The 12830-nt window shown below is 63.9% G+C and carries 10 protein-coding genes; 7 read left to right on the forward strand and 3 right to left on the reverse strand.

What is annotated here, in order from left to right; genetic code table 11:
* Window positions 1-80 precede the first annotated feature (80 nt).
* The gene (locus AC26AR_RS03890; protein ID WP_488107579.1) at window positions 81-3290 is read right to left on the reverse strand and encodes an FAD-binding and (Fe-S)-binding domain-containing protein; all 3210 of its coding nucleotides are present in this window, start codon (window positions 3288-3290) and stop codon (window positions 81-83) included.
* Window positions 3291-3640: 350 nt separating this feature from the next.
* On the opposite strand from AC26AR_RS03890, the gene AC26AR_RS03895 reads away from it, so the two are divergent.
* The 5 genes from AC26AR_RS03895 to AC26AR_RS03915 all read left to right on the forward strand — a co-directional run bounded on the left by AC26AR_RS03895 (window position 3641) and on the right by AC26AR_RS03915 (window position 10039).
* Complete coding sequence (locus AC26AR_RS03895) at window positions 3641-4498, forward strand: pyrroline-5-carboxylate reductase family protein (RefSeq protein ID WP_077371804.1); 858 nt, start codon at window positions 3641-3643, stop codon at window positions 4496-4498.
* 197 nt (window positions 4499-4695) lie between these two features.
* Window positions 4696-5082 (forward strand): fluoride efflux transporter CrcB, encoded by a 387-nt coding sequence (gene crcB / locus AC26AR_RS03900; protein WP_289862823.1) that lies wholly within the window; start codon window positions 4696-4698, stop codon window positions 5080-5082.
* Window positions 5083-5217: 135 nt separating this feature from the next.
* Window positions 5218-6495 carry a serine--tRNA ligase gene (serS, locus tag AC26AR_RS03905; RefSeq protein ID WP_077371807.1) on the forward strand — a complete coding sequence of 426 codons (1278 nt, stop codon included), beginning with the start codon at window positions 5218-5220 and terminating at the stop codon, window positions 6493-6495.
* 604 nt (window positions 6496-7099) lie between these two features.
* The gene (cobA, locus tag AC26AR_RS03910; RefSeq protein WP_488107882.1) at window positions 7100-7897 is read left to right on the forward strand and encodes a uroporphyrinogen-III C-methyltransferase; all 798 of its coding nucleotides are present in this window, start codon (window positions 7100-7102) and stop codon (window positions 7895-7897) included.
* Window positions 7898-8209: 312 nt separating this feature from the next.
* Window positions 8210-10039: an acyl-CoA dehydrogenase C-terminal domain-containing protein gene (locus AC26AR_RS03915; RefSeq protein ID WP_176492914.1), complete on the forward strand. Its 1830-nt coding sequence runs from the start codon at window positions 8210-8212 to the stop codon at window positions 10037-10039.
* Between the two features lie 163 nt (window positions 10040-10202).
* Here the strand turns inward: AC26AR_RS03915 and AC26AR_RS03920 are convergent, their stop codons facing one another.
* Window positions 10203-10748, reverse strand: coding sequence for an Mpo1 family 2-hydroxy fatty acid dioxygenase (locus AC26AR_RS03920; RefSeq protein WP_205632710.1), 546 nt, complete (start codon window positions 10746-10748; stop codon window positions 10203-10205).
* Window positions 10749-10980: 232 nt separating this feature from the next.
* Entirely contained in the window at window positions 10981-11433 is a 453-nt protein-coding gene (locus tag AC26AR_RS03925) for a GreA/GreB family elongation factor (protein WP_077371816.1), read from the reverse strand.
* Window positions 11434-11649: 216 nt separating this feature from the next.
* On the opposite strand from AC26AR_RS03925, the gene AC26AR_RS03930 reads away from it, so the two are divergent.
* Together AC26AR_RS03930 and AC26AR_RS03935 are read left to right on the forward strand one after the other, a co-directional pair.
* Window positions 11650-11976, forward strand: a complete 327-nt coding sequence (locus AC26AR_RS03930; protein WP_077371819.1) for a YnfA family protein — start codon at window positions 11650-11652, stop codon at window positions 11974-11976.
* Between the two features lie 331 nt (window positions 11977-12307).
* Window positions 12308-12574, forward strand: a complete 267-nt coding sequence (locus AC26AR_RS03935; RefSeq protein WP_136938304.1) for a hypothetical protein — start codon at window positions 12308-12310, stop codon at window positions 12572-12574.
* Window positions 12575-12830: the final 256 nt, after the last annotated feature.

The following is a 12830-nucleotide window of genomic DNA, read 5'->3' on the forward strand; positions in this document are numbered from 1 at the left end:
CCGTGGTATGCAACGTCGCGTTGCCTTATCGCGCTCCCCTCATGTCATTCCTCCTGCACGGCCACTGGGCCCCCTGGCTGTCACTGCGCGCGACGCACCAGTGGCAGCAGCGCCTGGAGGGGATGCGGCAGCTGACGTTCGGAGAAGCGTTTGCTCTGGCTGCGACAGGAATAACCACTGGCCACCAGCTTGCCCTGATTGGCCTCGTCCTCGACCACCGCCTTCCACGACAGCTCATAGATGGCACGTGAGGTCTCGAGATTGCGCGCTTCGTGACCATAGGTGCCGGACATGCCGCAGCAGCCGGTGGAGAGTGTCTCGAGGCTGAGACCAAAGGCGGCATATACCTGCTGCCAGGCCTTGGCGGACCCCGGCGCATTGGTGCTCTCGGTACAGTGGCTCAGGAGTGTCAGGCCCGGGTCCATCTTGCCCAGCACCGTCTTGGTGACACCCACCGGCAGCAGCTTGCGCAGGCTGATCAGCCACTCCTGAAGCAGCAGGACATCCGGCACGGCGTCCGGGCCGAGGGTCTTCACATACTCCTGACGATAGGTCAGGGTCATCGCCGGGTCGATGCCGACCAGCGGCACGCCGAAATCGGCGATCGCCTTGAGACGCTTGGCCTGGGCGCGCGCGGTGCGCTGGAAGGCGCCGGTGAAGCCCTGTACCTGCAGCGGCTTGCCATTGGGGGCGAAGGGCGCGACGAACACCCGAATGTCGAGTCGTGACAGCAGCTCGATGATGTCCATCACCAGCTGGGCCTCGAAGTGGCTGGTGAAGGCGTCCTGCACCAGGATCACGCTTCTGGCCTTCTGGGACTCGGTCAGGCGGCCGAGCTGGGTCGGGGTCGCCTCCGAGACGCCCCAGCTCTTGAGCTGTCTGCGCAGACTGGCGCGCGACAGGCGTGGGGCATCGACCATGCCGATCGGGCCTTCCAGCAGACGACTGACCAGCCGATTGGACAGCAGGCCGTTGTAGAGCGGCGTGACGCGCTCGGCCCACGGCAGCACGAACTCGAGGCTGCCGATCAGGTAATCGCGCAGCGGACGCTGATAGCGATGGTGATAGACCTCGAGGAAGCGGCTGCGGAAATCCGGCACGTTGACCTTGATCGGACACTGGCCCGCGCAGGACTTGCACGCCAGACAGCCGGCCATCGCCTGATAGACCTGCTGATCGAAGCCGGCCTCCTGAGCGCCAGTCTGCGTCTGTCCACCACGACGTGCCTTCAGCGAAGCGCCGATACGCGCCGGCAGACGCGCCAGCCACAGGCCGGCCCCCTTGAGGCCCGGCGTCCGGGCGGCCTGCGCCTCGGCGATCACGTCCCGTCCGGCATTGCCTTCCAGGCGCAGCCATTCACGCATCAGGCTGGCGCGTCCCTTGGGCGAATGGATGCGCTGACGCGTCGCCTTCCAGGACGGGCACATGGCGTCGTTGGGGTCGTAGTTGTAGCAGGCACCGTTGCCGTTGCAGTAGACGGCGCTGGCGTATTCCTGCCACACGCGCTCATCGATCTGACGATCGAGATCGCCGCGCATGGTCACGTCATCGATGCGCATCAAGCGGGGGTCGAAGGCCTCGACGGCGCTGTCAGCGTGATCACGCTTGTCGCTCTCACCTTCGCTGGCGCCAGCGTCGTCGACCAGCGTCACTGACAGGCGGGGCGAGGTGATCTTGCCCGGGTTGAGCTGATTGCGTGGATCGAAGGCCGCCTTCACGTCCTGCAGCGCCCCATAGAGGCTGCCGAAGAAGCGGGGGGCATATTCCGAGCGCACGCCCTTGCCGTGTTCGCCCCACAGCAGGCCACCGTACTTGTGGGTGAGGGCGGCGACCTCGTCGGAGATCTCGCGAATCATCGCCTGCTGGGCGGGGTCCTTCATGTCGAGTGCCGGGCGTACGTGCAGCACGCCGGCATCGACATGCCCGAACATGCCATAACGCAGGCCGCGGGCATCGAGAGCGGCGCGGAATTCGGCGATGTAGTCCGCCAGATGCTCCGGCGGAACGGCCGTGTCCTCGACGAAGGGCAGCGGACGGGCTTCCCCCTCGACATTGCCCAGCAAGCCCACCGAGCGCTTGCGCATGCCATAGACGCGACTGATCTGCGCACGCCCACGCGCCTCGGTGAAGCCGAGGCGCTCGACGCTGGTGTCACTGGCCAGATGCTCGCTGAAGGCGGCCACCTTGGCGTCCAGTGCCGCTTCGCTGTCGGCATTGAATTCAATCAGGTTGATGCCGCCGATGGCCGGGGTGCCTTCGGCACTGGCCGGGAAGAATTCCTCGACGCTGTCCCACACGAAATCCTGCATGGCCAGGTTGAGCACGGTGTCATCCACCGTCTCGATGGAAGTCGGACGGTTGCCCTCGACCGCCATCAGCGTCTTGGCGTCGCGCAGCGCGTCCATGAAGCTCGCGTAGCGCAGGTTGATCAGCGTCGAGCAGGGCGCGATGGGCAGGGCATTCAACTCGGCCTCGACCACGAAGCCCAGCGTGCCCTCGGCGCCGCATAGCAGACTGTTGAGGTTGAAGCGCCCATCGGCCTCGCGCAGGTGGGCGAGGTCGTAGCCGGTCAGGCAGCGATTGAGCGGCGGGAAGATGTCGGCGATTTCCTCGGCACGCTCATCGGCGATGGCGCGCGCGGTGCGGTAGATCTCACCGACGCGATCCTCACGCGCACACAGTGCCTCGAGCTCGGCATCGTCGATGGCATGGCTCGCCAGTCGCGTGCCATCCAGCAGCACGCTGTCGAGCTTGATCACGTGGTCACGAGTCTTGCCGTATTCACAGCTCCCCTGGCCGGACGCATCGGTATTGATCATGCCGCCGATGGTGGCACGATTGGAGGTCGAGAGTTCCGGGGCGAAGAACAGACCATGCGGCTTGAGCGCGGCATTGAGCTGATCCTTCACCACCCCGGCCTCGACCCGTACGCGACGCTTCTCGACATCGATCTCGAGAATGCGGTTCATGTGGCGCGACACATCCACCAGCACACCATCATTGAGTGACTGGCCATTGGTGCCGGTACCGCCGCCACGTGGTGCCAGGGTGACCGCCGCGAAGCGGGGGTCGTTGGACAGCCGCGCGATGCACTGGATGTCCTCGGCATGACGTGGATAGACCACGGCCTGAGGCAGTACCTGATACAGTGAGTTGTCAGTCGACAACACGGTACGGTTGGCGTAGTCCGGACTGATGTCACCGGCAAAGCCTGCATCGCGCAGGGCGGCCAGGAAGTCCAGGTAGAGGGCATCGACGGGGGCAGGCGTATCCAGCAGGCGTTCGGTCATGATCTCGCTCGGGCAGTGAGTCGCGTCAGGCAGGCCACGTGGGCCGATGTGCCTAAGCTTACCTGAGCTGAAGGCGTGGCCCCAGCCTCAAGGGGCATCCTGCGCTGTTCCGTCAGGATAATCCGGTCATCCGAGTCAGGACTGACTACGCTAGAAAGGGGCTAGATCGCCGGGAAGTTCCCGCCACGTCTCGTTGTGGCACGCCCCTTCATGCGGGAGCTTCTCGAGGCAATCCCCCTTGCCGCATCCTCTGCCGTGAAGGAGCTACCGATGCAGGATATCGGCAGAGGCACCATCGACCGACACCCTTGTGGTTTGCTCGTTTCCTTTCTCTCAGCAGGAGCCGTTCCATGGCATCGTCATCCTATCCCTCGACCTCCACCTGCCATCGCGAATCCCGTCAGCCTCCTACGCGATTGGGGGTGCTGGGCGTGGGAGAACTGGCGGAGTCTCTTCTGGTCGCGCTGGCGCGAGGCTGCCTGCGCGATGGGCGCTCGCGGCATGATCTGGAGTTCCACCTCTCGCCGCGCAATGATGTTCGCAGCCACCGCCTGGGCTGGCGTTTCGGTGCCGTCCGCCACGCCAGCAACGTCGCGGTGTGCGAAGCCAGCCTCTGCGTGCTGGTCGGGGTCCGACCGCAGCAGCTGGAAGCGCTGGCCATGGAACTGCGTGAAAGCCGCGCTCTGAGCAAGGACCATCATCTGATGGTGATGGCGGCCGGTGTCTCACTCGCCAACCTGCAGCGCTGGTTCGCGCCGGCCAGGGTGGTGCGCGTGATGACGGGGCTGGCGGTGTCCGAGGGGCAGAGCGCGCTCACGCTCTATCCGGAAGACCCCCTCACGCGGGACCTGCTCAGTCCGGCAGTCCGGCAGGTGATTGCCTTCGAGGAAGAGGCCGCCTTCGAGGCCAGCATGCTGGCAGTCTGCGTGAATGCCTGGCAGCTGGCCCAGCAGCAGGCGCTGCTTGACTGGTTCCAGACTGTCCCCGGCATCACCGGGCCGCAGGCCCGCCAGTTGTTGATGACCCAGATGCGTGATGCCCTTGCCCTGATGGAAGCCCACCCCGATACCCCGCCGGGCGAGCTTGCCTCGCGCATCGGCACGCCCGGCACCTGGACGGCACGCGGGCTTGAGCAACTGGGCGGCAAGGACGGTGCCCACCATCGGTGGCAGCAAGTGCTGGATGGGCTGAGAAGCGAGCTGAACTGATTCCATGTCCGTCGGTCATCACGGGCGGCGAGTCATGCTTTGCTGAACCCGTCTTTCCCGTGACCCGAGTTCCCCGCGTTCCGCGATTTTCTTACACTGGCAGTCAATGACATGCCTCAGGTGCGGCTGCGTACCTGAGGCATGGTTTTGTATTTCGACAGCTGGACGAGCCGTTGGCGGCTCATGACATGAGGCAGATGCGAGACATGGGAACCTGGTTGGCAGTAGCAGCGGGCGGCGCCATCGGCGCTCTTGGACGTTATCTGGTCAGTGGCTGGATCACGGGAACGGCGGGTCGAGGGTTCCCCTGGGGGACGCTCGGGGTCAATCTCCTCGGCAGCTGCCTGATGGGCTTCCTGTTCATCTGGGTGACCCAGGAGCTCAAGCTTGCGCCTGTCTGGCAGGCGATCATGGTGGCCGGCTTCACCGGCGCCTTCACCACCTTTTCCACCTTCGCCCTCGAAGCGCTCAATCTGATGATCAGCGGCCGCATGCTGGCAGGGCTGATCTACGTCGCGGTGAGCGTGGTGGCCTGTCTGGGCATGGTGGCGCTCGGCATGAAGCTCGCCCGCGCCCTGCTGTGAGCGACGGCCTGCCCCCGGGTGGCTGCCTCGGCATTGCGGCGGCTGCGAAGCGGGGCGTGGCTGAGGTAGACTAGTGCGCATGACCTTACCGTGCCGCGATGCGGCCTGAGTGAACTGACGAGAGAGCCTTCCCACATGCTGGACCCGAAACTTCTGCGCGCCGATCTTGACGCGACCGCCGAGCGCCTCGCACGTCGTGGCTATCAGCTGGATACCGAGGCCTTCGCCGCCCTGGAAGCGCGTCGCCGTGATCTGCAGATCGAGACCGAATCGCTGCAGAACGAGCGCAACACTCGCTCCAAGTCCATCGGCAATGCCAAGGCTCGCGGTGAAGATATCGCACCGCTGCTGGCGGAAGTCAGTGATCTGGGCGAGCGCCTCGACGCCGCCAAGAAAGAGCTCTCCGAGCTGCAGAGCAAGGCGGAGGCCATGGCCGCCAGCATCCCGAACCTGCCCAACGCGGACGTGCCGGAAGGCGCCGACGAGAATGACAATGTCGAGCTGCATCGCTGGGGCACCCCGCGTGAGTTCGATTTCGAGGTGCGTGATCACGTTGACCTCGGGGAACTCAAGGGGCAGCTCAACTTCGAGCTCGCCGCCAAGATCACCGGTTCACGCTTTGCCATCATGCACGGCTCCATCGCACGCCTGCATCGTGCGCTGGTGCAGTTCATGCTCGACAAGCAGACCCTCGAGCACGGTTACGAAGAGTTCTACGTGCCCTACATCGTCAACCGTGATTCCTTGATGGGCACCAGCCAGCTGCCCAAGTTCGAGGAAGACCTGTTCAAGCTCAATGACGATCGCGAATTCTTCCTGATCCCGACCGCCGAAGTGCCGCTGACCAACATGGTGCGCGACGAGATTCTCGACGCCAGCGATCTGCCGCTCAAGTTCACCGCGCATACGCCGTGCTTCCGCAGCGAGGCGGGTGCCTATGGTCGCGATACCCGCGGCATGATTCGCCAGCACCAGTTCGACAAGGTCGAGATGGTGCAGGTGGTCGAGGCGGACAAGAGCTATGACGCGCTGGAAGAGATGCGCGGCCATGCCGAGGCCATCCTGCAGGCGCTGGAGCTGCCGTACCGTGCCGTGACGCTGTGCACCGGCGACATGGGCTTCGCGGCGGCCAAGACCTATGACCTGGAAGTCTGGCTGCCGAGCCAGAATACCTATCGCGAGATTTCCTCCATCTCCAACTGCGAAGACTTCCAGGCACGTCGCATGCAGGCACGCGCCCGTGTCGAAGGACAGAAGAAGCCGCAGCTGGTACACACACTGAATGGCTCCGGCCTGGCGGTGGGACGTTGTCTGGTCGCGGTGCTCGAGAACCATCAGAATGCGGATGGTTCCATCAGCGTGCCGCAGGCGCTGCGCAGCTACATGGGCGGTGTGGACACCCTCAACGTCTGAGGCCCGCCGCGCAGCTCCGCTCGCGCCCCGAACCCCCGCTTCCTGCCGGAAGCGGGGGTTTTTCGTCTGCGGCTCTGCTACAACGTGCCTTCGGGGTCGTTATGCTTATTGGTTATTTTAGAGAGTGTTTCTTATGCTCTAAAATGCCGTTCATCGAAGGCTGCTACCCAGCCTCGCCCCGTTTGTGGATATGCCCATGGAATTTCTCAATCTCTCTTGTGATCCTTCACGACTCCAGCTGTGCCTGATCGGCGGTGGCCAGGAGGCGCTGGCGCTGGCCGAGCGCTTTGCCGGCCTGGGGGCGGATCTGTGTGTCTACGGCGATGCCCGAATGCCGGCGCTGGAGAGACTGTGCGGTCAAGAGGGTTGGGAAGTGGCCGATACGCTGTTGCCGGTGCCTGCACCCGGCCAGCTGTGGCTGGTCGTCACGGGCAGCGAGGGCCGGGACCGCGGTATCCTGCGCCACGCGCGTGAGCAGCATGTCATGGTGTTTGCGCCGCGTCATCCGGCGGACTCCAGCGTGCGTCTTCCGCCCCGGCTGGTCGCGGGCGAGGCGGTGTTGCCGGTGAAGGAGGAGGATCGCTTCACCGGCACGCATGGTCAGGTGGCGCTGGTCAGCGCCGGCCCCGGCGACCCGGAGCTTCTGACCCTCAAGGCATTGCGTCATCTGCAGCAGGCCGACGTGATCATCCATGACCGGCTGGTGAGTCACGAGATTCTGGCACTGGCCAGGCCTGAAGCCCGCCGGCTGTATGTCGGCAAGGCGCGCAGTGACCACAGCGTGCCCCAGGAAGGCATCAATCAGGCACTGGTGGACTATGCGCGCGCTGGCCATCGCGTCGTGCGCCTCAAGGGAGGCGATGCCTTCATCTTCGGGCGTGGTGGTGAGGAACTCGAGACGCTGGCGGATGCCGCGATCAGTTTCGAGGTGGTGCCAGGTATCACCGCGGCCTCCGGTTGCGCCGCCTACGCCGGGATTCCGCTGACCCACCGCGATCATGCCCAGTCGGTGCGTTTCGTCACCGGGCACCTCAAGGATGGCAGCTGTGACCTGGACTGGGAGGCGCTGGCACGCCCCGCCCAGACCCTGGTGTTCTACATGGGGCTGGGCAGTCTGGCGCTGATCTGCGAGCAGCTGATCCACCATGGTCTGGCGGCCAGCACGCCGATCGCTCTGGTGGAGCAGGGCACTACCGCGCGTCAGCGCGTGCATGTGGCGACTCTGGCGGAGATGCCGGCACAGGTGGCGGGGCAGGGGCTCAAGCCGCCGACGTTGATCATCGTCGGGGATGTCGTCAGCCTGCATGATTCCCTCAAGTGGTTCTCGCCGACGGCCGACAGCAGCCTTGGCTGGGAAGATGGCAAGCACCCGACGCCGCTGGCCCAGGTGAACACTGCCTGAGAGAGGTGAGGCTTCGAGCATTCAAGTAATCAAGTACTCAAGACGCCGCCCCGGTTCCTGCCGGGGCGGCGTCTTGCGTCATGAGGTCTCGTGGCTCGCAGCGAGCGTCGCGCGGTACGCCTTGGGCCAAGGTCGAGATGACGCAGACAGCGATTGCGCCTATTGTTTCAAGCAATCGTTTGAATCGCGGGTCGGACCCTGTCAGCGCTCCAGCGGCGCAGTGTCACGACGGAAGGCTCGCGGCCGACAGCACGCCATCACGAACCACGCCGTTGCAAGACGTCGTCGGAAGAGACCTGCAAGGAGAGTCACATGGCCAAGTATCAGGCACCGCTCAAGGATGCACGTTTCGTGCTCAACGAGGTATTCGCGGCCGAGCAGGAATGGGCGACCATGGAGGCCACTTCCGAGGTGAATGCGGAACTGGCCGAGGCGATACTCGAGGAAGGCGCGCGCGTGACCCAGGCAGAGCTGCTGCCGCTGAACCTGAGTGGTGATGCCGAGGGCGCGCGCTTCGAAGAGGGGCGTGTCACCACGCCCAAGGGCTTCAAGGAAGCCTATCGGGTGCTCGCCGAGGGTGGCTGGATGGGGTTGGGTGGCAACCCTGAATACGGCGGTCAGGGAATGCCAAAGATGCTCACCGTGGCCTTCGAGGAAATGCTCTACGCCACCAATACCAGCTTCGCGCTCTACCCGGCACTGAATGCCGGGGCCTGTCTGGCGATGGACAGTCATGCCCCTGAATCCGTCAAGCGGGTCTTTCTGCCGCGCATGTATGCCGGCGACTGGCTGGGCACCATGTGTCTGACCGAGCCTCACTGCGGGACGGACCTGGGCATGATCCGCACTCGTGCCGAGCCCCTCGAGGGTGATGACCCACTGCTGGGGCTGCCACGTTATCGCATTACCGGCACCAAGATCTGGATCACCGGTGGCGAGCACGACATGGTCGACAACATCGTGCATCTGGTGCTGGCCAAGCTGCCGGATGCGCCTTCCGGCACCCGCGGCATCTCGCTGTTTCTGGTCTCCAGGCAACTGCTCGATGCCGAGGGACAGCCCGCGGCATCGAATGCGGTCAGCTGTGGGTCCATCGAGCACAAGATGGGCATCAAGGGCAGCGCGACCTGCGTGATGAACTTCGATGGTGCCGAAGGGGTGTTGATCGGCGAGCCGCACCAGGGGCTGGCGGCGATGTTCACCATGATGAACTACGAGCGCCTCTCCATCGGCCTGCAAGGGCTGGGACTGGGGGAAGTGGCCTATCAGAGTGCGATGGATTTCGCTGCTGAACGTCTGCAGAGCCGCGCACCGACGGGCGCACAGGCACCAGACAAGCCGGCTGATCCGATTCTGGTTCACCCTGATGTTCGCCGCATGGCGCTGGAAACCCGTGTCTGGAATGAGTCCGGGCGGGCCTTTGCCGTCTTCGTCGGTCAGCAGCTGGATCGCGTCAAGTATCACGCCGATGAAGCGGTGAAGGCTGATGCGGATGCACTGGTGCAATTCCTGACGCCGATCGCCAAGGCGCTGCTGACGGATCGTGGCTTCGATGCCACCGTCATGGCGCAACAGCTCTATGGCGGCAATGGTTATTGTGTGGAGTGGGGTGCCGAGCAGTACGTGCGCGATGCCCGCATCGCGATGATCTACGAAGGCACCAATGGGATCCAGGCGATGGATCTGGTCGGACGCAAGCTCTACCGCAATCGCGGGGCGTACGTGGCACGCTTTGCCGAGCAGGTCAGGGCCGAGCTTGAGGGACAGGATGACGACGAGCGGACCCGGCCGTTCGCCAAGGCCTGCCAGCAGGAACTGGCGCGTCTGGAGCGTGTCGCCGAGCAGTTGCTGGCCCGCGCGGATGACAATCCCGAGGAGTTGGGGGCGGCGGCCTGCGATTTCCTCGACCTGGCCGGGCTGTGTGTCTACAGCTATCTGTGGTTGCGCATGGCGCGTGCCGCGGTACAGGGATTGGCGACATCGGGTGCCAGCGGGGAGGATTTCTACCGTCGCAAGCTGGCCATGGGCAACTACTTCGTCCAGCGGGTCTTGCCGCGCGCCGTCGCGCTGGAAGCCCAGATCGCGGCAGGTGCTGCACCGCTGATGGCCTTCCGTCTCGAGGATTTCGATCCGGCGCAGTGAGCCGTGCCGGTACGGCGGGCCATGCGATGATTCGGACTACGGCTCATTCGTGACACTCTGAAACGCAAACGCCCAGCGATCCTTCCGGATCGCTGGGCGTTGCTTTCAGGCGTTTGCGTTTCAGGCCTTTGCATTGCAGACCTTTGCATGGCAGAGGGCGGACTCAGGCGTCGTCAGAGGAGGATTTGGATGCGAGAAGCCAGTCACGCAGGTCGGGAAACAGTTCGACAAGTACGAACAGCGGGCCTATGAGAAGCTGGCGCAGGTCATCGAGAAATGCGGGTTTTCGCCCCTCGAGACGGTGGCCGATGATCTGACCGACCCAGGCAAGCAGGAAGATTGCCACCATCAACGGGACCACTGGCCAGCGTAGGCCAAGCATCGCGAACATCGCGGCAAGACTGATCAGGCTCCAGACCAGCATCACCAGCGATGCGCGCCACGAGAGTCGGGCATAGAACCCGAGCGCAGCGAGGGTCAGCAGGCCGCCGGGCAGCATCCACAGTCCCGCGCCGGGTTCGCTGGACATCCCCTGGCCCCCCAGCAGCCGCCAGACAAGGATCAGCGTCGCGGTGAAGATGAGCGGTACACAGATGAGATGCAGACGAATATTGTCGGGGTGCCGATGGCTGGCCGAGTAGTGGGCCAGCGATTCCTTGAGGCGCGCCTGAGCGCCAAGACCCATGTGCGAGTGCGATGAGATGCCCATGTGAAGATCTCCTGACAGACATGATGAGTGCCCGGCTGGCGCGTGCGCAGCGGGATAGGTGGCGTGGGGAGGTCAGAGAGCATTGGCGTGATGCAGCAAGGTCCGGCAACCCTGCTGACTTTCATCATAGCGTATCGTGTCGGCCGGCAGGGCACAGGGCGGCTGTCAGCCTGGCCGGTCTGGGGTCTGCCGCGCCAGCGCGGGCGAGAAGGCGACAGCGCTGGCGGCGAATTCAGAGGTGGAACTGACCACAGGCCTCTGGCTGATGCAGGATGGCATCGACACGGATGATGTCGCTCAGGCCATCCTCGCAGGGCAGGGTGATCTGCTCGCCGACAGCCAGTCCCAGCAGGGCGATCCCCAGGGGGGACATGATGCATAGCGGGGCTATGGCCGGCTGAAGGGAAGGCGCGGTGGAGCCGAAGGCGAACGGAATGCACTCCTCGCTTGCGGGGTCTGGATAACGCAGCATCAGTTCATGATGGCCAGAGCGAGAGCCGGTGAGGCGCAGATGACTGCGCATGCTGACGTGATTGTTCGGGAAGTCATCCGGTGGCACGATCTCCGCCTGAATCAGGCGGCTTTCCAGGCGGGTTGCCAGCTCGTCATCATGCTGCTGGCTATCGATCAGGCGCTGAATGCGATCCGCATCCAGACGGTTGATGATCAGACGTGGCCGAGTCATCTGCAGGTTCCTTGTCATCACGTCGCGTCGCGCTATGCTGCGCCGCAAGACGTCGCCAATCCTGGCATTGTTTTCGTGGGAAGCGGTTGGCGTCCGGGTGGCCCCGAGGTTCCTGTCAGCCGCAGGTCAATCCTATTCGCTTTTTCTCGTACAGGGGAGTCGTCTGATCACGACAGGTGATGAGGCGCTGTCATCTTTCCCTGCAAGGATATCGTCATGGCAATCGTATGGATCTATCCCTTGGCGGCACTGGCGGAAATTGCCGGCTGTTTCGCCTTCTGGGCGTGGTGGAAACTGGATCGCAGCCCTTTGTGGCTGATCCCGGGCATGATGAGCCTCGGTGCGTTTGCCTGGCTGCTGTCGCTGGTGGATGTCGATCAGGCGGGGCGAGCCTTTGCCATCTATGGTGGGGTATATATCGTCACCTCGCTGCTCTGGCTCTGGCTGGTGGAGCAACAGGTGCCGGGTCGCTGGGATCTGCTCGGCTCGCTGGTCTGCCTGCTGGGCAGTGCGCTGATTCTGTGGGGAGGGCGGGCGCAGTGAGTCGCGGGCAGGCTCGCTGAGCCGGTCCCTGAACGCCTGGCGCTGATGGCGTGATCGTCCGCTGCAGCAGGCCGATCTTGTAGGACGAAGGTCCCATGACGGATGTCGGGAATGGAGGATTCCGTCAAGGCGCTACACTCCGTGCGCACTAGCGCGTTAGTATCAGAAGGACTCATGCTTTATTACCAGGATGCTGGATCACTGATGGATGCACCGAGACACCAACATGACAAGTGAACTGCTGTGGGGCCTTGGTGGGATAGTGCTTGGCGGCCTCGTCGGATTCTTGCTTGCACGCCATCTACCGCGTCGTCACGAGTGGAATGCTGCCGTGAGGCCACTGCTTGCGACACTTCGCGAGGCTGAGCCCGAGGTCATCGCCGGCAGACCGCTTGAGGTGCCCGGAGATCAGCTCGAGGCATTCCGTGCCGTGGCCTCGCACAAGGCGTTCTATCGCTTCACCAGCGGTGTCGAGTATCTGAATCTGCAACTGGCAGCGGCCGGTGAGGCGCATCATGATCGTCATGAGCAACAGGCACTTCTGGACGATGCGCGCCTGACGCTGGCGACGCTGCAGGACAGGCTGAGGCCTCGTTGAGCCAGACAAGAACAGAGAGGATGTCGTTTCCTCGATGCAAGCGGTTGGACGCTGAAAGGGGGCGCTGAAAGGGGGCGCTGAATCCGACAGGGAAACGACTGGAGTGTGACGACAGAGGGAGAAGCCAGGGGGAAACGGCTAGCGAGAACGGCAAGGGGAAATGACGGAGTACACAAGCCCGACGCCATGGGAATGCAGCGTGCGGCAAGCCACTACGAGAGATCGCGATACGCGTGAGAAGCACATGGAAAGTCGT

Source organism: Cobetia sp. PS-4MA, assembly GCF_057670765.1.

What these genes read in the sequence shown, in the direction of transcription:
- AC26AR_RS03915 (WP_176492914.1), top strand. Translation starts at nt 8,210, where the DNA reads ATGGCCAAGTATCAGGCACCGCTCAAGGATGCACGTTTCGTGCTCAAC.
- AC26AR_RS03890 (WP_488107579.1), bottom strand. Translation starts at nt 3,290, where the DNA reads ATGACCGAACGCCTGCTGGATACGCCTGCCCCCGTCGATGCCCTCTAC.
- AC26AR_RS03925 (WP_077371816.1), bottom strand. Translation starts at nt 11,433, where the DNA reads ATGACTCGGCCACGTCTGATCATCAACCGTCTGGATGCGGATCGCATT.
- AC26AR_RS03930 (WP_077371819.1), top strand. Translation starts at nt 11,650, where the DNA reads ATGGCAATCGTATGGATCTATCCCTTGGCGGCACTGGCGGAAATTGCC.
- AC26AR_RS03920 (WP_205632710.1), bottom strand. Translation starts at nt 10,748, where the DNA reads ATGGGCATCTCATCGCACTCGCACATGGGTCTTGGCGCTCAGGCGCGC.
- AC26AR_RS03895 (WP_077371804.1), top strand. Translation starts at nt 3,641, where the DNA reads ATGGCATCGTCATCCTATCCCTCGACCTCCACCTGCCATCGCGAATCC.
- serS (WP_077371807.1), top strand. Translation starts at nt 5,218, where the DNA reads ATGCTGGACCCGAAACTTCTGCGCGCCGATCTTGACGCGACCGCCGAG.
- crcB (WP_289862823.1), top strand. Translation starts at nt 4,696, where the DNA reads ATGCGAGACATGGGAACCTGGTTGGCAGTAGCAGCGGGCGGCGCCATC.